This is a genomic window from Cecembia rubra (assembly GCF_003014575.1).
Taxonomy (GTDB): Bacteria; Bacteroidota; Bacteroidia; order Cytophagales; family Cyclobacteriaceae; genus Cecembia_A; species Cecembia_A rubra.
Window position 1 is genome coordinate 120,104 of record NZ_PYGF01000010.1, and the last position, 21,136, is coordinate 141,239.

At 38.7% G+C, this 21,136-nt stretch carries 21 protein-coding genes; 10 read left to right on the forward strand and 11 right to left on the reverse strand.

From position 1 onward, the window contains the following. Positions 1-24 precede the first annotated feature (24 nt). The 7 genes from CLV48_RS16155 to CLV48_RS16185 form a co-directional block, all read right to left on the reverse strand. Positions 25-1,236, reverse strand: coding sequence for a tetratricopeptide repeat protein (locus CLV48_RS16155; RefSeq protein WP_106568329.1), 1,212 nt, complete (start codon positions 1,234-1,236; stop codon positions 25-27). 40 nt (positions 1,237-1,276) lie between these two features. Next, a complete protein-coding gene (gene gyrA / locus CLV48_RS16160) occupies positions 1,277-3,760 on the reverse strand; it encodes a DNA gyrase subunit A (RefSeq protein ID WP_106568330.1) in 2,484 nt (827 codons plus the stop codon). A gap of 95 nt (positions 3,761-3,855) precedes the next feature. Continuing rightward, positions 3,856-4,785, reverse strand: coding sequence for a hypothetical protein (locus CLV48_RS16165; RefSeq protein ID WP_245889585.1), 930 nt, complete (start codon positions 4,783-4,785; stop codon positions 3,856-3,858). A 149-nt stretch (positions 4,786-4,934) separates the two neighbouring features. Continuing rightward, positions 4,935-5,432 carry a hypothetical protein gene (locus tag CLV48_RS16170; RefSeq protein WP_106568363.1) on the reverse strand — a complete coding sequence of 166 codons (498 nt, stop codon included), beginning with the start codon at positions 5,430-5,432 and terminating at the stop codon, positions 4,935-4,937. A 161-nt stretch (positions 5,433-5,593) separates the two neighbouring features. Beyond that, complete coding sequence (gene rpe / locus CLV48_RS16175) at positions 5,594-6,247, reverse strand: ribulose-phosphate 3-epimerase (protein WP_106568332.1); 654 nt, start codon at positions 6,245-6,247, stop codon at positions 5,594-5,596. 52 nt (positions 6,248-6,299) lie between these two features. Continuing rightward, complete coding sequence (locus tag CLV48_RS16180) at positions 6,300-7,943, reverse strand: S8 family serine peptidase (RefSeq protein WP_106568333.1); 1,644 nt, start codon at positions 7,941-7,943, stop codon at positions 6,300-6,302. After that, positions 7,930-8,616, reverse strand: a complete 687-nt coding sequence (locus CLV48_RS16185; RefSeq protein WP_106568364.1) for a hypothetical protein — start codon at positions 8,614-8,616, stop codon at positions 7,930-7,932. Before CLV48_RS16185 ends, CLV48_RS16180 begins: the two co-directional genes overlap by 14 nt. An 83-nt stretch (positions 8,617-8,699) precedes the next feature. On the opposite strand from CLV48_RS16185, the gene CLV48_RS16190 reads away from it, so the two are divergent. The 5 genes from CLV48_RS16190 (at position 8,700) to CLV48_RS16215 (ending at position 13,651) form a co-directional block, all read left to right on the forward strand. Then, entirely contained in the window at positions 8,700-9,326 is a 627-nt protein-coding gene (locus tag CLV48_RS16190; protein WP_106568334.1) for a beta/alpha barrel domain-containing protein, read from the forward strand. A 22-nt stretch (positions 9,327-9,348) separates the two neighbouring features. Further along, positions 9,349-10,245: an oxygen-dependent coproporphyrinogen oxidase gene (gene hemF / locus CLV48_RS16195; protein WP_106568365.1), complete on the forward strand. Its 897-nt coding sequence runs from the start codon at positions 9,349-9,351 to the stop codon at positions 10,243-10,245. Between the two features lie 9 nt (positions 10,246-10,254). Next, positions 10,255-10,845, forward strand: coding sequence for a phosphatase PAP2 family protein (locus CLV48_RS16200; RefSeq protein ID WP_245889586.1), 591 nt, complete (start codon positions 10,255-10,257; stop codon positions 10,843-10,845). A 191-nt stretch (positions 10,846-11,036) separates the two neighbouring features. Then, positions 11,037-12,665 (forward strand): acyl-CoA carboxylase subunit beta, encoded by a 1,629-nt coding sequence (locus tag CLV48_RS16205; protein WP_106568335.1) that lies wholly within the window; start codon positions 11,037-11,039, stop codon positions 12,663-12,665. A 143-nt stretch (positions 12,666-12,808) separates the two neighbouring features. Beyond that, positions 12,809-13,651 carry a transglutaminase-like domain-containing protein gene (locus tag CLV48_RS16215; protein WP_106568337.1) on the forward strand — a complete coding sequence of 281 codons (843 nt, stop codon included), beginning with the start codon at positions 12,809-12,811 and terminating at the stop codon, positions 13,649-13,651. 6 nt (positions 13,652-13,657) lie between these two features. Here CLV48_RS16215 and CLV48_RS16220 read toward each other — a convergent pair whose 3' ends face one another. Together CLV48_RS16220 and CLV48_RS16225 are read right to left on the reverse strand one after the other, a co-directional pair. Continuing rightward, the gene (locus CLV48_RS16220) at positions 13,658-14,248 is read right to left on the reverse strand and encodes a redoxin domain-containing protein (protein WP_106568338.1); all 591 of its coding nucleotides are present in this window, start codon (positions 14,246-14,248) and stop codon (positions 13,658-13,660) included. A 38-nt stretch (positions 14,249-14,286) separates the two neighbouring features. Then, positions 14,287-14,916, reverse strand: a complete 630-nt coding sequence (locus CLV48_RS16225; protein WP_106568339.1) for a 4'-phosphopantetheinyl transferase family protein — start codon at positions 14,914-14,916, stop codon at positions 14,287-14,289. A gap of 37 nt (positions 14,917-14,953) precedes the next feature. Between CLV48_RS16225 and CLV48_RS16230 the strand changes: the two genes are divergently transcribed. From CLV48_RS16230 to CLV48_RS16250, 5 genes are read left to right on the forward strand one after another with little or no spacing between them, the layout of a single operon-like run. Further along, positions 14,954-15,862 (forward strand): WD40 repeat domain-containing protein, encoded by a 909-nt coding sequence (locus tag CLV48_RS16230; protein ID WP_106568340.1) that lies wholly within the window; start codon positions 14,954-14,956, stop codon positions 15,860-15,862. 5 nt (positions 15,863-15,867) lie between these two features. Continuing rightward, positions 15,868-16,782: a DivIVA domain-containing protein gene (locus CLV48_RS16235; protein WP_106568367.1), complete on the forward strand. Its 915-nt coding sequence runs from the start codon at positions 15,868-15,870 to the stop codon at positions 16,780-16,782. Continuing rightward, complete coding sequence (gene folB, locus CLV48_RS16240) at positions 16,782-17,147, forward strand: dihydroneopterin aldolase (RefSeq protein ID WP_106568341.1); 366 nt, start codon at positions 16,782-16,784, stop codon at positions 17,145-17,147. The genes CLV48_RS16235 and folB overlap by 1 nt, the downstream gene beginning before the upstream one ends. Continuing rightward, complete coding sequence (locus tag CLV48_RS16245) at positions 17,140-18,003, forward strand: ChaN family lipoprotein (protein ID WP_106568342.1); 864 nt, start codon at positions 17,140-17,142, stop codon at positions 18,001-18,003. Before folB ends, CLV48_RS16245 begins: the two co-directional genes overlap by 8 nt. A 4-nt stretch (positions 18,004-18,007) precedes the next feature. Continuing rightward, a complete protein-coding gene (locus tag CLV48_RS16250) occupies positions 18,008-18,466 on the forward strand; it encodes a DUF4268 domain-containing protein (protein WP_106568343.1) in 459 nt (152 codons plus the stop codon). A 167-nt stretch (positions 18,467-18,633) separates the two neighbouring features. On the opposite strand, the gene CLV48_RS16255 is transcribed toward CLV48_RS16250, so the two are convergent. Beyond that, positions 18,634-20,043: a Gfo/Idh/MocA family protein gene (locus CLV48_RS16255; RefSeq protein ID WP_106568344.1), complete on the reverse strand. Its 1,410-nt coding sequence runs from the start codon at positions 20,041-20,043 to the stop codon at positions 18,634-18,636. Positions 20,044-20,354: 311 nt separating this feature from the next. Beyond that, complete coding sequence (locus CLV48_RS16260) at positions 20,355-21,095, reverse strand: DUF6503 family protein (protein WP_106568368.1); 741 nt, start codon at positions 21,093-21,095, stop codon at positions 20,355-20,357. Between the last annotated feature and the right edge of the window lie 41 nt (positions 21,096-21,136).

Genomic DNA, 21,136 nt, shown 5'->3' on the forward strand with positions numbered 1-21,136 from the left:
TTTTAATTTTGGTATTAATTGATTTTATCTTTCCATCCAATCTGGACCCAACAGAGTAATCAGTCTCTGATTGTATTTTTCCGCCTCGGATGTATTTTTCAATCTGGTATGGATCTGATATAGAATTTCAAGAATTTCAGTATTATCAGGCTTCAGTTCTGAAGCTTTAGTAAAGTAAGGAACAGATTCTTTATATAGGTTATCCGCTTCTTCAGCCATTTTTGGAGCTCTTACTTCCCACTCATCATCAGAAAGATTGTTTACTTCAGCCAAGATGGCTCTCGCCCTGTCCAAAAAGATAGCACCTGTATAATAGTTGCCTTCAAAGAAGGTAGGATCAACAGCTACAGACTTTTTGTATTGCTCCAAAGCACCATCTAAATCACCTGATTGTTCCAATAGGTAACCATATCTTAACAAAAGTCCAGAATTATTTGGATCATCCTTTAAAGCTTCTTTAACAGAAGCCATAGCTTCGTCCATTTTGTTCATTTGAAGCAATAACTGCACTTCAAATTCAGACAAAGTTTTGTCTTCAGGGAAGTCCATCCTGGCAGCTACTACGTATTTGTAAGCCTGTTCAGGATCTTGATCTTCAGAACTTGCGATCTGGATCAAGAAGTAATACGTATTCAACTTATTGTATTCAGGAACTTCAATCAAAGCCTTAAAATGCTTTTTGGCATCCTCAGTTTTTCCAAGCTCCTGGTAAGCCAGATAACCTGCATTGAAATGCGCTGTGGTGTCGGTGGGGTCAATCTCTGAAATAAGGTTAAAGAACTCATAAGACATCGAATAATCATCATCCTCATAAGCTTGAAGCGCTTTGTTGAAAGCCGCATTCTTCAAGGTTATTTTAGAGAATGGCCTTAAATTATCCGGCATCCCTTGCATATCTTCCTTATAAACCTCTTTTCCGATTTTACTGTTTTTGTCATTACCCACCATAGACATGGTCTTATCAAAAGACTCTAAAGCAGATTTACCAGTTTTTACTGTAGAAGCAGCCATATCTTCATCTGCTTCGAACATTTTTGTCAGGATTTTAGCTTTGATCAATGTGGTATTAGGGTCATCTTTAGTCTCGGGACTTTCTAAAGCAGCTTGAATATCGTTCATCGCAGCTTCAAGATCTCCCTTCTTGAAGTTCCTATCTGCTGAGCTGACAACCTTTTTTTGTCCAAAAGCAGTGGATGCTGCTACAACCATTGCCAATGATAGAATTAACTTTTTCATTTGCGTTTAAATTTGCTAATTGTTTGGTATTGTTTAAGTTCTATTCAATTTGAGGTGCAGTTGGATCTTCCTCCTCCTCGTCTTTTTTAATTTTCTCTACTGAGGATATCGCATCCCCTTCGCTAAGTTTGATAAGCCTCACTCCTTGGGTAGCCCGTCCCATTACCCTAAGGTCAGATACAGGAGTCCTGATTGTAATACCTGACTTATTGATAATCATCAAGTCATCTGTATCAACCACTTCTTTTATAGCTACCAAATAACCGGTCTTTTCGGTAATATTCATAGCCTTTACTCCTTTTCCTCCCCTATTGGTGATTCTGTACTCATCTAAAGGAGACCGTTTTCCATATCCTTTTTCAGAAACCACCAAAAGGCTTGCATCTTCTCTGGAAGCACATACCATGCCAACAACTTCGTCTTTAACATCACTTAACGTTATGGCCTTAACACCTGTAGCAGTCCTACCCATAGGTCTCACCGTTGATTCATGGAAATGGATGGCCCTACCGGATTTTGCAGCAATGATGATATGGGAATCCCCGTTTGTCATATCCACCTGCAAGAGCTGATCATCCTCTCTAATATTCAATGCAATTATACCATTTGACCTTGGCCTGGAATATTGCTCTAGTGTTGTCTTTTTGATTACACCTTGCTTGGTCACCATCACCAGGAAATTATTGTTGATATAATCAACGTCATTCAGATCTCCTACCTGAATGATAGACCTGATTTTATCTTCAGGTTCTATGTTGATCAAGTTCTGGATTGGTCTCCCTTTGGATGTTTTGGAACCCTCAGGAATAGCATAGGTTTTCAACCAGAACAATTTCCCGTGATCGGTGAAAATAAGAAGATAATTATGTGTAGATGCTGTAAATAAGTATTCTGTCCAATCATCTTCCTTGGTGGCAGCTCCCCTTGAACCAACACCACCTCTGCTTTGTGTCCTATATTCCGTCAGTAAGGTTCTTTTTACGTAACCCTGATGGGATACGGTAATAATCACCTCCTCATTTGGAATCATATCTTCATAACTGAAATCTTCAGCATTATGCTCAATAACAGTTCTTCTTTCGTCATTGTAGCGCTCTTTCATTTCAGTCAGTTCATCCTTGATGATCTGCATCCTTCTTTCCTCACTTCCTAGGATGTCCTTAAGGTCCTCAATGAGCAACATGATCTCCTTGTATTCCTCTTGGATTTTCTCACGCTCCATGCCTGTAAGACGCTGCAACCTCATGTCTAGAATGGCCCGTGCCTGAATTTCACTTAGGCCGAAACGCTCCATCAAACCATTTCTGGCAGTCTCAGGATCTCTTGAGCTTCTGATCAAAGCAATCACTTCGTCCAAATTGTCCAAGGCAATCAAATAACCTTCAAGGATATGTGCCCGCTTCTCCGCTTCTTTCAATTCATATTCTGTCCTTCTGACTACTACCTCATGCCTATGATTGACATAATGAGTAATCATATCTTTCAGATTAAGCGTCTGTGGCCTTCCCTTAACTAGAGCCACATTATTAACTGAAAATGAGGTTTGTAACTGCGTCTGCTTATACAGATTATTCAATACTACATTTGGTATTGCATCCCTTTTAAGCTCATACACAATGCGCATTCCTTGACGGTCAGACTCATCCCTAATGGCTGAAATTCCCTCAATTTTCTTCTCAGTGATCAGCTGGGCTGTCTTTTCAATCATATTGGCCTTGTTGACCAAATAAGGTATTTCCGAAATAATGATTGATTCTTTACCACTGTCTTTGGTCTCCACCTCAGCCTTACCGCGGAGGATAATCCTTCCACGTCCGGTTTCAAAAGCAGCCTTGACACCATTATATCCGTAAATAATACCTCCTGTAGGAAAGTCAGGAGCAATAATATGCTGCATCAATTCTGATACAGTTATATCTCTGTTTTCGATGTAGGCAATGATACCATCTACTACCTCACCCAGATTGTGAGGTGCCATATTGGTTGCCATTCCTACAGCGATTCCCGAGGCACCATTTAACAAAAGGGCAGGAATTTTGGCAGGAAGAACAACAGGTTCCTTGAGCGAGTCATCAAAGTTAAGCTGAAAATCAACTGTTTCTTTGTTTATATCAGTCAGCAGCTCTTCTGCAATTCGCTTCAGTCTTGCTTCGGTGTAACGCATTGCGGCAGGATTATCACCATCAATAGAACCAAAGTTTCCTTGACCATCTACCAAAGGATATCTTAAAGACCAAGGCTGAGCCATGCGGACCATGGTTTCATATACCGCAGAATCACCATGTGGGTGGTATTTACCCAATACTTCCCCTACAATCCTTGCTGATTTCTTAAAAGGCTTATTGTGCAAAACGCCCAGTTCCTGCATTCCAAAAAGTATTCTTCTGTGAACTGGCTTAAGTCCATCACGGACGTCCGGAAGCGCTCTGGAAACAATTACCGACATCGAATAATCGATGTAGGCACCACGCATTTCTTCCTCTATATTAATTGGTATAATGTTCTCTTTTTCTCCTTGCGCCATATTTTTTGTTCATACTCAATAAGCGGGCAAGTTAATAAAAAAGAAACGCTTTTGAAACAGATTATTATGTGATATGGGAACCTATTGGGCAGCTTTTAATACCATTGCCCTATCTTTCTATTCTGCAATCTGAATATTGAACTGCCCCTATACTCCACTCCGTCATGTAAATGTCTCATTACCACGCCACAACCCTGAACTTTGCAGCGCTTCGTGCCGGGAAGGTTTATGGAGAAGCCAACTTGGGCCAAATAAAGGTTTTGTCTCAAATCTTGAAATCCAGCAAAATTTTCAGCCTGAAAAATAAAATTTCTGAACTCTGCCCCACCTCTCACGAAAAATCGGGTGTATTCAGAAAACTCCCTTTCTATCCTCAATCCCACGCTGTAAAACGGCTGGTTATTGGTCAGCATGCGTTCATCAAAGGAACTCCTTATCAAAATACTTCCAAATTCAGCATCTAATAGGAATCTCCATGGATAGTTTTGTCTAATCCTTTGGTTCTTTTCTGATTGCATGTAAAAATTGGAGGATGCATATCTCCTATATCTCCAGTTTAAAAATTTGGCCCTCTTTCTGGCATCATATAAAACTAAGCCCACATTGGCATAAACCTTATCGAAAGTATAATTCTGGTTTTGAAACTGGAATTCGTAATCATTTCCTTTTAATGAAGAAATCTGCCCAAATTCTCTACCATAGCCCCCACCTATTGTCAAAGTATTGAACACATTGATCCTCACACCCAGATTAATTGGATATGCCATTCCATTACCCCTGAATCTAATTGTATCTTCTCCAGTCAACTCCATTGGTTCCTCCAAATTCCTATACTGTACTATTGGATACTGGCCTGGTTGCTCAGAATTAAAGTCAATCACAGGAACATGGTAAGCACCTCCTCCAGAAATTTCAAAACTGAAATTGCTGATCAGATTTCTGGAAAAATTACCTACATCACTCTGGGCTTTTCTATTTTTTGTCCTGGCTCTAGTGTCAAATCCAAAAATATCCTCCTGTGCCATGGTTGATCCTAAAGTGAAAAAAAGAATTAAAAACGCGGTTGATTTTTTCATAACTGTAATAACGAAACCTAAAGTAAAAATTATACATGCTAAAAAACAAAAAAGGTTCCATTAATCAGGAACCTTTTTAAATTTTTATCTTTAAATCATTATTGATTTTGAACGGCAGTATCTTCACTCTTTTCCTTCAACTCTGCAACTAAGGAATTTATTCTTTCCTTAACAGCTGGATCCGCATTCATTGCTCTCCTTACTTTATTATAGGTTGCAGCCCCCAATACTTCCTGATCCATAATCAGGCCGGTCATATATTGCTTAACTTCATCACCAATGGCATCAATGTAAGACTGTATTTCAGCAAAAGCAGCCCTTTCTTCTTCAGTGATATTAATTTCAGCTAATTTATCCTCCTTTCCCCAGGCAGCCTTGATCTCATTGTATCGGGCACCCCCTCCTAAAGCCTCATTATTTTTAATCATTTCCTCCATCGTAGATTGTTTCTCTTTGATAAAGACCTGAACCTTAGCCTCCATGGAAGCATACTTTACAATTTCTTCCTCTGTCAATTCTTCGCTTTCATCCTGAGCAAATCCCTGAACGCTGATAATTCCCAACATCAGGAATGCAAGTAAGAATAGTTTTTTCATTGTAATAATTGGTTTTTGTTGCACATTTATATTGATATCAATTTTCAATAAATGGCTTTAAATTCAAAATCACAAGAAAAACGACAAAAACTACACATTAAAACTTGTTAAAAGGCAAATATTACACATAAAAGGTAATTCCACCATCAAAACATGCAAAATTATTGGATGTTTTTTAAATTTTTTATTGTTGTTATTGGATTATCTGAAGAAAACACAAAATTTCCGGCCACTAATACATTAGCTCCTGCTTCAACCAGCAATGGGGCATTGGACTGATTTACTCCTCCATCAACCTCAATGAGGGTATTTAAGCCCTTGTCCGCAATCATCTTGCTCAGCCTTTTTATTTTTGAGAATGTATTTGGGATAAATTTCTGTCCCCCAAAACCCGGGTTGACAGACATAAGGCAAACTAAATCCACTTCTTCCAGAATATTTTCCAAATGTTCAATAGGAGTATGTGGATTGATAGCAACACCTGCCTTACACCCCAGGCTTTTTATATGCTGAAGGGTTCTGTGCAAATGTACACAAGCTTCAAAATGAACTGAGATGATTTCTGCTCCGGCTTTCTTGAATTCTTCTAAATACTTGTCTGGGTTGATAATCATCAAATGCACGTCCAATGGCTTTTGGGCATGCCTATTGATCGCTTCTGTGACAGGGAAACCAAAGGAGATATTGGGCACAAAAACCCCGTCCATGATATCAACATGGATATAATCTGCATCAGATGCATTGAGCATTTCGACTTCTCTTTGAAGATTGGCAAAGTCTGCCGCCAAGATGGAAGGGGCTATTTTTACTGACATGTGGGATTGCTTTGGATTAGGCTGCAAAAAAAAGAAAAATACAAATGGAAGCCTACCATTTCATCAATTTTGTCCGCTTAATGTCTGAGCCTGACTGTAATTCAACAATATAAACCCCTACAGGCAATTCAGGAATCTCAACCATAAATGCATCTCTAGAGTCCCTTCTACTTAATGAAGCCCGACTTAAAATGTTTCCTTTAAGGTCAATAAGCGAGAACTCTCCATCAATATTTTGTCCGAATTTTATATATAGCTCCGAACCTTTTAGAGGATTGGGATAAATTTTCCATTCTTGTTCTTCGACGGTAATCCCTCCTAATACAGGTCCGTAATATGCCCTCGCAAAATTTGGAATGCCATAACCCAGCAAATTGTCCGGTTTATCTGATTGTGAACTGCTTTTTAGAATTTCATCAATCAGTTCACTTTTAGTCCATTTTGGTTTGGCCTGCCATAATCCTGCGGCAAAAGCTGCAACTTGGGGTGCTGAAAAAGAAGTCCCACTGGACCTACCCAAATTACCTGAACTACGGATAAGCCATACCTGCTCTCCATAAGTACTTACATCAGGCTTGATCCTTCCATCCGCCGTAGGGCCTTGGGAACTGAAAAAAGCCCTGTCCATCCCCATATTAGTTGCCCCAACTGACAATATTCCCTTTGCATCTGCTGGAGCCGTAATACTTCTTTGCCCCCTATTTCCATAATTGCCGACACTCGTAACTACCAGTATTCCTTTTTCCGAAGCTATAGATGCACCTTTGGAAATTACTGCAGTCTCCCCATCCATATCATCCAATGAATAATCCATAAAGGGATCGTCAAAATCCCAATAGCCCAAGGAACTATTGATAATGTCTACACCTAAACTATCGGCATATTCTGCAGCTTTTACCCAATTGTACTCTTCTACACGAAATTCGGTTGGTACTTCCTCTGTTATACACAAAATATATTTAGCATCCGGGGCAGCAGCCAATAGGACCTCTGGATCATTGGCTGCCATCAAAGAAAGTACATTGGTGCCATGCTGATTCTTTGTAAACACATTATTATTCCAAACATCTACAAAATCCTTCCCCCCAAGTATCTGATTATTTTTGAATAGGTGGGCAAAAGCCGGTATTTGATCTACTCCAGGAAATCCAGCATCAAAAATGGCCACTGTAATCCCCTTTCCTGTATACCCCAGTTCGTGCATTTCCTTTATGCCCAATAAAGCGTTTTGAAAATCAAAAGGTGCTTCCGTAATTGCTAAGGATTTCTTTTTATTAGCTTTCATCCCTGTAAGAGGATTATTGGAATTGAGTTGACGGCCTTCAGGGACAAAACCTTTCGCAATCAAAACCACAGAATCAACAAAATCCAATGCTTGCATCTTTTTAACTAAGTCTTCCTTGGCAATAACCACTGAAGCATTCATCCAATTACTATGATAAAGCATTTGGTCAACAAAAGGCCTAATCAAGGCTATGTATTTCTCTGATACGGGAAGATCCAAGCTATCCAATGTCACCCCTTCTCTAATCCTTCTTTCAATTGATGGTGTAGTCAAAAAATCCAAGGGATTCTCCAAACTGAAGGTTAATTGAGGCTTATATTTATAATGTATGGCATATCTGTTTTGAGCTTTTACTTCTAAGCCTAAAATCAGTAAGATTATAATTGAAACAATAAATTTATAATTTGCCATACATGGATATTTTCATATGTGTTTTCCTTCCTGAATCTTTAATCATCTGACCAAGACAATCATTTCTGCTACAATAAGTAAAAACCTCATAATATTGTTCGACCATTCCAACCCCCCTGGTATAAATCTCATAACGGTTGTCCCGAAAAGTTACCTGGTCATCATCCTCTTCCTGCCGCACAATCAGCGATCTTTGAAACAATTGTAAACCAATGGTTACATTTCCCATAAATTCAATTTCAAAATCATCCCTAGGTGAGGAATTGTAAACCATAGCATCCCATTTAGTTCCTACCTTTGCAGGCAAAACCAAATTAACCGTTTTTTGATTTTCAAAGTTCCTGAGTAATGCATTGCCCCTGAAATGTAAAGAATAACCCTGTAATGGAAGCCAGTTGATCCGATTTTCCGACCTTTCCCTTCTAATTACAAAAACTTCCTCATTTTGGGAGTTTATAAAACTGTAATCCACAATATCACGGATAAAGTATTGCTCTGTCTGACTGTCATTTTCCCCAAAGACGATCATCTCCTCCACCTCGTAAATCCAATAGAGTCCAACTTCCAAAGGCTGGTAATCTTTTCCAAAATCCAATCTGGGATTTTCTATTTCCCTGCATGAAACAATCAGGATAAAAGAAAGGAAAAAGCTGAATAATAACCTATAGCGCATATCCATCTGCTTACAATGGCTTAAAAATACGTTTTTAGATTGAAAACTTTTACCTTAGCGGCCACAAATTCATTATTATCCCCATGGCATTAAGAACTTTTGTAAAAATTTCATCAGTAAATAACCTCTCAGATGCACGCTATTGCGCAGGTATGCAAATCAATCTGATGGGGTTCTGTATAGAGGAAAACAACAAAAACTATATATCACCTGAAAAATTCAAGGAAATTACTGGATGGCTATCTGGGCTTCAGTACGTAGCGGAATTTGAATATTCACATCCCGAAAATATCCTTGACAAAATAAAAAGTTATGAGGGTATCGAGTTTATCCAGGTCCGAAATGAATTACATTTAAACATGTTAGCCAACACGGGCTATTCTCTGATCCTACATAAGGATATATCCAGTCTGAATGAACTGAATGAACTAGTCAACAAAGCAGGAATTTATAGTCAACTTGGGGTGAGTATATTATTGACTTCCTCAAATTTGGAAATGGATGGAGACTTAGTAGAAAAATTAAAGGAATTTGCTGCTGTTTGTTCAGTTTTGTTGGGTTTTGGTCTGAATGCCAATACTATAATTGACCTACTTGACAAAACTGGTGTCAAAGGTATAGCTATGGAAGGGGGTGACGAAATCAAACCTGGTCTCAAAGACTTTGATGACCTGGCAGAGATTCTGGAAACTTTGGAAATTGAGGATTAAAAAAAACCAAGGTAAAAGCATCATGGATAAAAATAGCATTTCCAAAGATTTTATGGAAATCCAGGACTACATCTGTAGGGAGCTTGAACTGGAAGATGGAAAAGGCAAATTCAGAGAAGATAAGTGGCAAAGGCCTGAAGGTGGTGGGGGAAGGACCCGAATCATCCAAAATGGTCATATCATTGAAAAAGGCGGAGTAGCTTTTTCTGCAGTAGAAGGCCCCACCCCTGAAAAAATTCTCAATAAGCTTCAACTGAAAAAAGCTGATTTTTTTGCAACTGGAGTATCTATTGTGATTCATCCAGAAAGCCCTATGGTTCCTATCATCCATATGAATATCAGGTATTTCGAGATGAGTTCAGGAGTCAGATGGTTTGGAGGAGGTATTGACCTGACTCCACATTATGTTGATCTTGAAGATGCCAGATACTTTCATCAACAGATCAAGGAAACCTGTGACCGATTCAATACTGCCTACTATCCAAAATTCAAAAAATGGGCCGATGACTATTTCTTCCTGAAGCATCGAAATGAAACCCGTGGAATCGGAGGTATATTTTTTGACCGCTTGGAAAGTGGAAACCAAACAGAAATGGAACAGATTTTCGACTTTGTAAAATCAGTAGGATATCTATTCCCTAAACTGTACCGGCATTTCATGGCCAAAAACAAATCCCTTTCTTATGGTGAAAACGAAAAAAAATGGCAGTCCTTAAGAAGGGGAAGGTATGTGGAATTCAACTTGGTCTGGGATGCAGGTACAAAATTTGGCCTGGACACAAATGGAAGGACAGAAAGTATTCTGATGAGTATGCCTCCTTCTGCAAATTGGGAATACATGCATATACCTGCAGAAGACAGTCCTGAAGCAATGACTTTGTCACTTCTCAAAAAAGATATCGATTGGATAAATATTTAATCCGATTTAATGATGATGGATAAAATCGCCCAACTTGACCAGGATTTATTTTTATTCCTGAACAGTTTCCATTCGGATTTTTTTGACCCTATCATGTTTACCTTGACCAAAACATGGCCTTGGGTACCTATGTATATTTTTTTCACATATCTTATTATCTCTCATTACAAAAAGGAAAGTTGGTGGGTACTAATGGCTGTAGGACTGACCATTCTTTTCGCTGATCAAACAGCCTCAGGACTGATGAAACCTTATTTTGAACGCCTGAGACCTTGTCACGAACCCTTATTAGAAGGATTGGTCCACAATTTTGGGTATTGTGGCGGAGGAAAGTTCGGCTTTGCATCTTCCCATGCCTCCAATAGTTTTGGGGTTGCCACCATTATGACCCTTGCACTAGGTTTCAGGCACCCATGGCTTAAGTGGTTATTTGCTTGGGCGGTAGTTTTTTCCTATACACGGATTTACCTTGGGGTCCATTATCCCGGAGATATTATAGCAGGTGCGCTGGTTGGATTTTTAAGTGCTTGGGCCGGATATCACATAATGAAAAAAGTCAGGGATAAAGTCTATCAGGTAAAATATCCAAACAAACAGTAATCTTTAAATTTCTGACTTGTTATTATTTGGTTGTCAAATCAAAGAGCAAGGAAAAATAAAAAATGCCCCATGGAATATTAGTTGTCAAAGGGAAATAAACTTTCTCTGCTTTTATGCGCTTTGCTAAATAATTCAATCTTTTGAAAGAAAGCCTTATTTTAGCGAACAACAATTAAAACCCAAGTAACTTTATGGATATTGCGTTCAACCAAAACGAAGATCAATACAAGCAATTACTTTTTCAGCTTCAGAAAAAACTGGAAACCGTCAAACTAGGTGGTGGAAAAGCCAGGCTTGCCAAAGAACATGAAAAAGGTAAACTTACTGCCAGAGAGCGGATAGCTTACCTGACTGACAAGGGCTCAGAGTTTTTGGAAATAGGAGCACTTGCAGCTGAAGGAATGTACGAAGAAGAGGGAGGCTGTCCTTCAGCAGGCGTCATCACCGGAATTGGTTATGTTTCAGGACGCATGTGTATGATTGTGGCCAATGATGCCACCGTCAAAGCTGGGGCTTGGTTTCCCATGACTGCAAAAAAAAATCTTAGGGCGCAAGAAATTGCCATGGAAAACAGGCTGCCGATTATTTATCTGGTAGACAGTGCAGGAGTTTACCTCCCGATGCAAAATGAAATTTTTCCCGATAAAGAACATTTCGGAAGACAGTTTCGCAATAATGCGAAAATGTCATCTATGGGCATCATTCAGGTAGCAGCTATCATGGGCAGCTGTGTGGCAGGAGGAGCATACTTACCTATTATGTCTGATGAGGCAATGATCGTGGACAAAACCGGTTCCATTTTTTTGGCAGGATCCTATTTGGTAAAAGCCGCCATCGGAGAAAATGTAGACAACGAAACCTTGGGAGGTGCCACAACCCATTGTGAAATTTCAGGTGTCACCGACAACAAATATGAATCGGATGAGGCCTGTCTGGATGCCATCAAAAAAATCTTTGACAAAATTGGGAAATTTGAACAAGCAGGTTTTGACCGAGCAGAACCTGTCAAACCAAAAAAAGATGAAAAGGAACTGTATGGCATATTTCCTATTGACAGGGTGAAACCTTATGATATGTATGATATCATAGCAAGGCTAGTGGATAATTCAGAATTTGACGAATACAAAAAGGATTATGGCAAAACCCTGATTTGTGCCACTGCCAGAATCGATGGCTGGGCTGTAGGTATCATTGCCAACCAAAGGAAGATTGTAAAGAACAAAAAAGGGGAAATGCAGATGGGAGGAGTAATATACTCTGACTCAGCCGACAAGGCTGCCCGTTTTATAATGAACTGCAACCAAAGAAAAATCCCATTAGTTTTCCTTCAGGATGTTTCTGGCTTTATGGTCGGAAGTAAAGCCGAGCATGGAGGGATTATAAAAGATGGTGCAAAAATGGTCAATGCAATGGCAAATTCAGTGGTTCCGAAATTCACCTTTATCATCGGTAATTCCTACGGTGCCGGCAATTACGCCATGTGCGGTAAAGCCTATGATCCAAGACTGATTTTTTCTTGGCCAACTGCTCAAATGGCTGTCATGAGTGGTGCCTCTGCTGCCAAAACTCTTTTACAGATCAAAGTAGCCGCGCTCAAAAAGTCCGGCAAAGAAATCAGTACTGAAGAGGAGAGTAAATTGCTACAGGAAATTACTGAAAAATACAACGAGGAGTTAAGCCCCTATTATGCTGCTGCAAGGCTTTGGGTAGATGGGGTAATTGATCCGCTGGAAACACGAAAAGTCATCAGTATGGGGATCAAAGCTGCTGACCATGCACCTCTTACGGAAAGATTCAATGTGGGCATAATTCAGACCTGATAATATTTCGGTTCAAATATTTCAAAGAGCGATGCAAGTGCGTAGACTTCATCGCTTTTTTTGTAGAAATTTGCCTGAATTTTAGGATTAAAACTTTCCAATCCTTGCAGTAATTTTTGTAACTTAAGGTCTAAAGGTTGGATATGGAAAAATTGACGGAAAAAGAACTTCATGCCTTAGTTTCTTTATTGGATGATACGGATAAAGTTGTCAAAAACCATGTGAGAGATAAAATCATTTCGCTCGGGAGTGATATTATACCCTTTCTGGAAAAAAAATGGGAAGACAGTTTCAATCCTGAAATCCAAAAAGAAATTGAGGAATTGGTTCACAACCTTCAGTTTTCCCAATTAAAGGAAAGACTGATTGATTGGCGTAATTCTCCGGATCAGGATTTGTTGACCGGTCTTTGGATCATTAACACTTATCAATATCCGGACCTGGAATTTGAAAAGCTGAACGCTGACATGCACCAAATTTATTTTGAGGTATGGACAGCTTTCAAAAATGACCTTCTCCCTTATGAACAGATACGTATTATTAACAGTGTCCTTTTCAACCATTTGAGGTTTTCGGCAAATACCAAAAATTTCCACTCTCCTGGCAACAGCATGCTCAGCAATGTGTTGGAAACAAAAAAAGGAAACCCGATAAGTCTTTGCGCCATTTACCTCCTTGTAGCCCAAAAATTAGGACTTCCTGTCTACGGTGTCAATTTACCGAACCTATTTGTACTCACTTATAAATCCAAAGAAATTTCATTTTACATCAATGCATTTAATAAAGGACTGGTCTTCAGCAAACAGGATATTGTCAATTACCTTGACCACCTGAAAATTGATTCCCGACCTGAGTTTTTTGAACCATGCAACAGTAAAGACATCATCACCCGATCTCTGAGAAACCTGGTGGTGGCCTTTGAAAAGCTTGGTGATCTGGAAAAGTCAGAAGAAGTTAAAGAACTTCTTAGGATTGCTGAAAGCTGATAAAAGCTAAAAATCCAGAAGCCTAATATTGCAGCCAACTGGCCTACTTGAAGCGGGGCTGGGATTTCTTCTATTGGCTATCGCTGTCATGGCACTTTCAAGATACCTCAAATTGGCATTGGCTGCCACTTGGGGATTATTGTCGATAGCGCCTCTGTAAGCTATGGAGTAACCTGTAGGACTTGGCGTAACCAGAACTACCTCCGGAAGTTTGGTGATACCCAACTGCCTGGTCACTACTTGATCCTCATCTGCTAAAAAAGAAAACATTATGCCTCTTTCTTCTGCTCTTTTTTTCATTTCGTCTGCAGATTCTCCTTCTTCTAACTTGACATGAGGGTTAACTAATGCAAAAACGAATCCTTGTGGATTAAACTCAGTGTGTAGGTTGACAATCCTTTCTTCATATAATTTGGAAAAAGGACAATTTAGACTGGTAAATATCAATACCACCCCTTTCGCATCGTTATGTTCTGTAAGCGAGAAAGTTCCACCTGAAAGGACATCTGGCAATTGAAAATTATCAACTCTTTGTGCTGAAACTGTATAAGGTATCAGAACAAGCATTGAAAAACTTAAAATTAGGAGCTTTTTCATGATTGCTGAGTTTATTACCAAATATAAGCACAAAGATCTTACCAAATAGTGTAAGTAAGGACAATGTCATTCTCTACTTCTACTTTTACATTATAAAAATGGTCTGAATATTCTGATTGATAGACTCTACCTTTGATCACATGGTCATCCAAAGAAAATGGATCAAGTAGAATATTGGATTTCAGGCTGATTCCCCTCCTCCCCTGACACTTGAAAATAGATTCTTTGGCGGACCAAGCAACTGTGTATAAAATTGGATCATTGTTTAAAAATTCAATTTCCGATGGGTCAAGGAATTTGGGACCTAACCTGACCACTTTTTCCCTAACATAATCCAAATCTATTCCTACTGGCATGTCCTTATGAAAAATAGCTGCAGCAATTCCTTTGGTATGGGTCAATGAGACATATCCGTACCCATCCATGGGATGGGATTTCCCATGTTCGTCTTTAAAAAAGCCCGGATATGGTAAAGAAATACAGTCAAGAGCTGATTTGATCGCAACTCTCGCTCCTTTCCATTCTATTTTTTTATCATCCCTGGATATGTTGGCATAGGATAGTTTTTCCCTAAAACTCAAAAAATCAATTCCATTTTGTGAAACTTCTTGAATATTATTTACAGCCAAAGCTGATAAAGGACTTATTTTTTCTATTTTTGTTTGCATAGGCCCATAAGGGATGAACTGCTAATCACAGCATTTTATGTTAAATATACAAGTTAACAAACAGCATACCTTAACAGGACACAATGATTGTATTTATGCTTTGGTCGAAGGTCCTGATCCAAGATTTTTTTATACTGGATCAGGAGACGGAATGGTTGTAGAATGGGATCTGGACAAACCTAAAGATGGAAGACTGATCGCCAAAGTGGCCCATTCTGTTTATGCAATGGAAGTTGATAAAGAAAGGAACTTACTTTTCATTGGACACAACTTTGAGGGAATCCATGTGGTTGACCTTGAAAAATCCAAAGAAATCTGGTCCCTAAAACTCACGGACCAATCCATTTTTGACATCAAGGCTGTAGGAAATGAATTATATGTAGGTACCGGAGATGGTATCATTATCATTGTGGACATAGAACAGCGAGCTGTTAAAAAACATATTAAAATCAGCAAGAAAAGTGTGAGGGTCTTTGCATTAGATCCAACCAAAAGACATCTTGCAGTGGGCTTAAGTGATAATTCTGTCAAAATTTTCAATCTCTCTGACCATTCCCCAATTCATAATCTGGAAGCCCATAACAATTCTGTATTCGCTTTGGGCTACAACCCCACCAAATCGATGCTTGTTTCGGGCGGGAGAGATGCCCACCTGAATATTTGGGAAACCAAAAACTATTCTCTTCAGGAATCAATTGTAGCCCATATGTTTGCCATAAATTACCTCTCCTTCAGAGAAGACGGCGATTATTTTGTGACTTGTAGTATGGACAAGTCCATAAAAATATGGGACAGCAATTCATTAAAATTATTGAAAGTCATTGACAAAGCGAGGCATGCAGGACATGGCACTTCCATCAATAAGGTTTTATGGAGCACCTATAATCAGCAGATCGTCTCAGTAAGTGATGACCGAAATATTTCTATCTGGCAAATTGAACTATAATGACCATGAAATTTACTGCAACAGAAATCCGGGAAAAAAGCTTTGAAAAAAATTTCAGAGGATACGACAAAGATGAAGTTACTGAATTCTTAAAATCTTTGGCTGATGCCTGGGATAAGTTAGAAAGTGAGAGAAATGATCTTGAAAAAAGACTTCTGTATGCAGAGCAGGAAGCCAAGAAATTGAAAGATGTAGAGGTTTCTCTTTTTAGAACTTTAAAAACTGCAGAAGATACCGGAGCCAATATTATAGAAGAAGCCAATAGGACAGCACATGAACTTCTGACAGATGCGCATGAAAGTGCTGACAAAATGGTCAGAGACGCCAAAATCAAGGCGCAAAAAATTCTGGAAGAGACACAGAAAATGTCAGCAGAAACCCTGAGTGAATTCAAGAACAGAATCAAAAGCTCAGTGAGAGATTTTGACCAACTTGTCAATAACAGGACCTTAATCCTCAAAAACCTCAAAAGGATTTCGGGAGACCTGGAAGAAATCTTGTCCAAATCGGATAAAGATTTTGAAAACTCAAACATCCTTTCTTTTTCAGATATTCTGGAAGGTCTGAATGAAATCAAAGTATCAGACTTAGCATCCGAACCAGAATTATTGGAAAGTAATATAGCCTCTATTAAAGAGGGTGAAACTTTAATAAAAGCAGATGGAAATGAAAGTTCAGAGGAATTAGTTGAAAATGAAGAATCTAAGGTGCCAGAAGATAAATCAGAAGCCGTAAACTCCGAATCACAACCCTCTGAAGAAGAAAATACAGTAAAACCTGAAGCCATATCAGACGTAGAGAACAGTATTTCTAATCCTGAGGATTTGCCAAAAGAATCTTCCTCTGATTCTACGCAAAATACTCAAGATGAGTCGAAGAAAGACAAGAAACAGGGTTCATTTTTTGACCAATTGGACTAATGGGAAAAGTTGCATTAGAGGGAATTGAATTTCATGCATATCATGGTGTATTCTCTGAGGAAAACAAACTCGGGAACAGGTTTACTGTTGACATACATGTAGAAACGGATTTCAAGAAGGCCATGTTGGAAGATAAGCTCGGAGATACAGTTGATTATGTTGGCCTATACAAAATTGCTCAATCCCACATGCAGGAGCCGGTTAAACTTTTGGAACATCTTGCCCATTTGATGATCAAAGACATCATATCCGCATTCCCAAGCATAAAATCTGTATCTATAACAATCAAAAAACACAACCCAGCTCTGGGTGGAGTTGTCAACTATTCCGTAGTCACCGTGACCTATCCAGCTGATTATGAATAAAAAAATCGTTTTAATTAGCTTGTTTCTATTTCCACTTACTGGAATTATGGCCCAAAATGAAGCCTATAAAATTTTTACAAAAGAAGGAAAGGAAATATCATTTGAAACTATGGCAGTTAATGCTTCCCAAGTTGAAGCTATCTTTTTTGGTGAACTCCACAACAATTCCATTGCCCATTGGCTACAATTAAGACTTTTGAAATCCCTTCAACAAAGTAATAACAAAGTGGTTTTAGCGGGAGAATTTTTTGAGCGTGATGATCAATTGAATATTGATGAATGGTTTTCCGGGAGAATTACTGATAAAAACTTCGAATCAGAGGCAAAACTCTGGAACAACTACAGTACAGATTACAAGCCTTTGATGATTTTTGCAAAGGAGCATCAGATCCCATTTGTAGCTTCCAATATTCCTAGAAAATATGCTTCCTTGGTAAGCAGGGAAGGAATGAATGGCCTTGAATCATTAAGTAGTGAGGCAAAGAAATACATCGCTCCTCTGCCTGTGGAAGTGGACAAAACATTACCCGGTTACAAAGGCATGACAGAAATGATGCACGGCGCTAATATGAATATAGATTTTATGATTGAGGCTCAGGCCATAAAAGATGCTACAATGGCTTACTCTTTGTTTAACTATTTTCAAAAAGGTAATTTAATTCTTCACATAAATGGCTCTTATCATTCTAATAATTTTGAGGGAATTGTCTGGTATGTGAAAAAGGATTTTCCCCAATTAAAAATAATGACCATCAACACTGTAGAACAGAAGGAAATACTGACCCTGGAAGATAAGCATCTGTACACTGCAGATTTCATAATTGTTACCCCTCAAGACGGACCAAAAAGCTATTGATCTGATGTACAGTAAAGCAGAAAAAGCTAAAATCAGAAAAGAATTCTGGACGGCTTTTGGGCAATATATGAAACCTGTCCCCAATGCAGATGGCTTTAGGACCAACTGGCAAAATTACAAGACAGGAGTAAAGGATATCTATTTTCGGATGAAAGCCGAAAGGGAATTCACCTCAGTGGGAATAGAAATAACGCATCCAGATTTAGAACTTCAACAGTTATTTTTTGAGCAATTTGAATCATTCAAAAAATCCCTTGAATCAGAATTGGGAGAAAAATGGAACTGGGAACTCCATAAGGAAGAAGAATTTGGTAAAATAATCTCCAGAATTCATAAAATAAAGTCGGGGGTTAACATTATGGACCAAAATGATTGGCCCACCATCATTTCCTTTCTCAAACCCAGGATATTGGCTTTGGATTCCTTTTGGTGCAATTTTAAACCTGCATTTGAAGAATTATAGGACACCTTTGTACTAATAATTGTTTTGTGACATTTTTTTGAATCAAGTATAAGGTACCAAGTCTTTGGAAAAAGATTAAGGGTAATTTGATTCCAAATATGTGCAAAAGGATATTGGATTTCAGGCCTAATTCCCGAAATCCAATATTCACTTTTGGTTTTTAATTATCAAACAATCACTTTGGTAGTTCCTCCACCCTTTAATGTAATATCAACAGGCTTGTTGGACTTCCAGCTGCCACCGGTAAAATCAGGGATATCAATGGAATTAGAACGGTTTGTCACAGACCATTCACTAAGTGGAGTAATTGCTGACCAAAGTGCAGCATCATAAACATCCTGGTCTAAAGGAAGTCCATTTCTCAAACAATCAATCAACCTCCAATCCATCATGAAGTCCATTCCTCCATGACCACCAATTTGCTTGGCCAATTCTCCTACTTTCTTAACAATCTCTGGAGTGTATTTTTCTTCCAACGCTTTCATTTCTTCATCTTTCAGCCAATCATGGCCTTTGGATACTTTAGGGTTGGGATATTTCTGTGCAAATCCTAATGTTCCGCTTATGGTATGTAACCTTGAATAGGGTCTAGGAGAGGTAACATCATGTTGGATCATGATAGACTTTCCTTTCTTTGTCTTGATTATGGTGGTATTCATATTCCCACCAAACTTCTTTTCCGCATAAGAAGCAAAGAAGTTATCCTTTTCAGCCAATTCTCTGGCTTTTGCCGCCATATGGAAATCATGGGAAGAAAGAGATGTCAAATAATCCATTTGATCCCCTCTATTGATATCCATGATCTGGCAGACTGGCCCCAAACCATGGGTAGGATACAAATTCCCATCTTTGAAATTTTCTTTCAATCTCCACATATCCTGGTATCCACCTTCTGAATCTTTCATAAAATTCAACCAGAGTAAATCATGGATATAGGCTCCTTCGGTATGAATAATTTCTCCAAAGAAACCATCCCGTTTCATACTCAATGTCATCAACTCAAAAAAGTCATAGCAGCAGTTTTCAAGCATCATGCAATGCTTTCTAGTTCTTTCGGAAGTTTCAACCAATTGCCAGCATTCTTCAAGAGTCTTTGCCGCGGGGACTTCAACAGCTACATGCTTTCCTGATTCCATGGCATAAACAGCCATAGGTGAATGCCAATCCCATGGAGTGGCAATATAAATCAGATCAAGATCATTCCTGTCTACCATCTTTTTCCATGCGTAAGCTGATCCGGAATATCCCTCTGGCTGGTGCTTGGAACCCGCAAGTTTAGCCTTCATTTTATCCACCCTTTCTGGGATAAGGTCACAAAGTGCCTTGATTTCAACTCCATCAATTTTACTCAAACGATCCACGGCACCTGGTCCTCTCATACCTAAGCCAACTACTCCAATCCTCACAGTTTGTAGTTTTGGTGCAGCATAACCACACATATTGAAACTTTGGTTATTTATTTTTTTGGCAAGCTGATACAATTGTTCCGGGCTTTCAGCTTTAGCCAGGTTGGGCATGGTAGCTCCGACAATTCCTAATCCCGCCAATTTGATAAAATCTCTGCGCTTATTGCTCATGATTACTGATTGATGTTTTGCTGGTGAATGATCAGTTTTTTTTCATGAAAATAGAATTATTTATTCTTTAAAAAGCGATGACCGAATAAAAAAGTGAGGAAAATACTAACAAAGGCAAAATCTTAACGCTATTCTTTTATTCCATGAAATAAAAAGATCATTTTTTGACAAGACAGCTTTGTATTCCATCCAAAATTCAGAATGGATTATAACTATCCCCGAAAATCCCAATATTATTATCCCTGCAATCCACAAAAAAGCCTGCCCATTGAGTATTGGCAGGCTTTATATGGAATAAATTTTTTAAGCTTTCAGAAAGAAACTTTAATATTCTCCATTCGGATCTCGGACAAAAGTTCGAGTTTTCCCTCCTTATACAAACCCTCCATCTTATCAACTGAGGTGTTTTTCTCTTCCGGCTTATAATTCTCAAAATCTAAAAGCAGTAATCCATTCACTTGATGTTGTTTAATTGCCTTTCTGAACCTTACTCCTCCCCCATCTGTATGATAAGAATATGCCATGTAGTCCATTGTATACTTTTCTTTATGAAACCAATACAAAAATTCATCATCATAATCTTCTCCACCACCCTCTTGTCGGAAAGTTACTTTAACGATATGATAGGAATTACCTTCCAGTTCAGTTTCTCCCAGGTACGTTTTAATAACTGCTGCATCATTTAATCCATAAGGAAGAAATGCAAAATAGGCTACAGAGTTAACTGAATTACTGAATGCCCTGATTCGGTCCTCCGGCAAATCCACGGGTGTATCATTTACGGTCCTTTGGAATCCATCATTGTTCAGCACATCTCTTACAAAACCTGTACTATCGGTAAATTCCCTGATATATTCATATTTAGAAGGAGATTTGAAAATGGAATAATGACGCTCCCTGAAATCAAAACTGATGAGGGCCTCCTGATAAAGCGCTCCGCCATGGGCTTTTATTGACTGGTCAACTATTCGCTGAGCTTCTTTGTCAACTCCCTGTTGAACACATGAGGATATAAATATGGAAATGGCAAAAATAGACAATAGAGTTCTCATATAAATGATATTTTTAGGTATTAAGACAAGCTTTAGAAAGT

Excerpts from the sequence above, each read along its gene's own strand:
- CLV48_RS16155 (WP_106568329.1), bottom strand. The coding sequence starts at position 1,236 with ATGAAAAAGTTAATTCTATCATTGGCAATGGTTGTAGCAGCATCCACT.
- gyrA (WP_106568330.1), bottom strand. The coding sequence starts at position 3,760 with ATGGCGCAAGGAGAAAAAGAGAACATTATACCAATTAATATAGAGGAA.
- CLV48_RS16165 (WP_245889585.1), bottom strand. The coding sequence starts at position 4,785 with ATGGCACAGGAGGATATTTTTGGATTTGACACTAGAGCCAGGACAAAA.
- CLV48_RS16170 (WP_106568363.1), bottom strand. The coding sequence starts at position 5,432 with ATGAAAAAACTATTCTTACTTGCATTCCTGATGTTGGGAATTATCAGC.
- rpe (WP_106568332.1), bottom strand. The coding sequence starts at position 6,247 with ATGTCAGTAAAAATAGCCCCTTCCATCTTGGCGGCAGACTTTGCCAAT.
- CLV48_RS16180 (WP_106568333.1), bottom strand. The coding sequence starts at position 7,943 with ATGGCAAATTATAAATTTATTGTTTCAATTATAATCTTACTGATTTTA.
- CLV48_RS16185 (WP_106568364.1), bottom strand. The coding sequence starts at position 8,616 with ATGCGCTATAGGTTATTATTCAGCTTTTTCCTTTCTTTTATCCTGATT.
- CLV48_RS16190 (WP_106568334.1), top strand. The coding sequence starts at position 8,700 with ATGGCATTAAGAACTTTTGTAAAAATTTCATCAGTAAATAACCTCTCA.
- hemF (WP_106568365.1), top strand. The coding sequence starts at position 9,349 with ATGGATAAAAATAGCATTTCCAAAGATTTTATGGAAATCCAGGACTAC.
- CLV48_RS16200 (WP_245889586.1), top strand. The coding sequence starts at position 10,255 with ATGATGATGGATAAAATCGCCCAACTTGACCAGGATTTATTTTTATTC.
- CLV48_RS16205 (WP_106568335.1), top strand. The coding sequence starts at position 11,037 with ATGGATATTGCGTTCAACCAAAACGAAGATCAATACAAGCAATTACTT.
- CLV48_RS16215 (WP_106568337.1), top strand. The coding sequence starts at position 12,809 with ATGGAAAAATTGACGGAAAAAGAACTTCATGCCTTAGTTTCTTTATTG.
- CLV48_RS16220 (WP_106568338.1), bottom strand. The coding sequence starts at position 14,248 with ATGAAAAAGCTCCTAATTTTAAGTTTTTCAATGCTTGTTCTGATACCT.
- CLV48_RS16225 (WP_106568339.1), bottom strand. The coding sequence starts at position 14,916 with ATGCAAACAAAAATAGAAAAAATAAGTCCTTTATCAGCTTTGGCTGTA.
- CLV48_RS16230 (WP_106568340.1), top strand. The coding sequence starts at position 14,954 with ATGTTAAATATACAAGTTAACAAACAGCATACCTTAACAGGACACAAT.
- CLV48_RS16235 (WP_106568367.1), top strand. The coding sequence starts at position 15,868 with ATGAAATTTACTGCAACAGAAATCCGGGAAAAAAGCTTTGAAAAAAAT.
- folB (WP_106568341.1), top strand. The coding sequence starts at position 16,782 with ATGGGAAAAGTTGCATTAGAGGGAATTGAATTTCATGCATATCATGGT.
- CLV48_RS16245 (WP_106568342.1), top strand. The coding sequence starts at position 17,140 with ATGAATAAAAAAATCGTTTTAATTAGCTTGTTTCTATTTCCACTTACT.
- CLV48_RS16250 (WP_106568343.1), top strand. The coding sequence starts at position 18,008 with ATGTACAGTAAAGCAGAAAAAGCTAAAATCAGAAAAGAATTCTGGACG.
- CLV48_RS16255 (WP_106568344.1), bottom strand. The coding sequence starts at position 20,043 with ATGAGCAATAAGCGCAGAGATTTTATCAAATTGGCGGGATTAGGAATT.
- CLV48_RS16260 (WP_106568368.1), bottom strand. The coding sequence starts at position 21,095 with ATGAGAACTCTATTGTCTATTTTTGCCATTTCCATATTTATATCCTCA.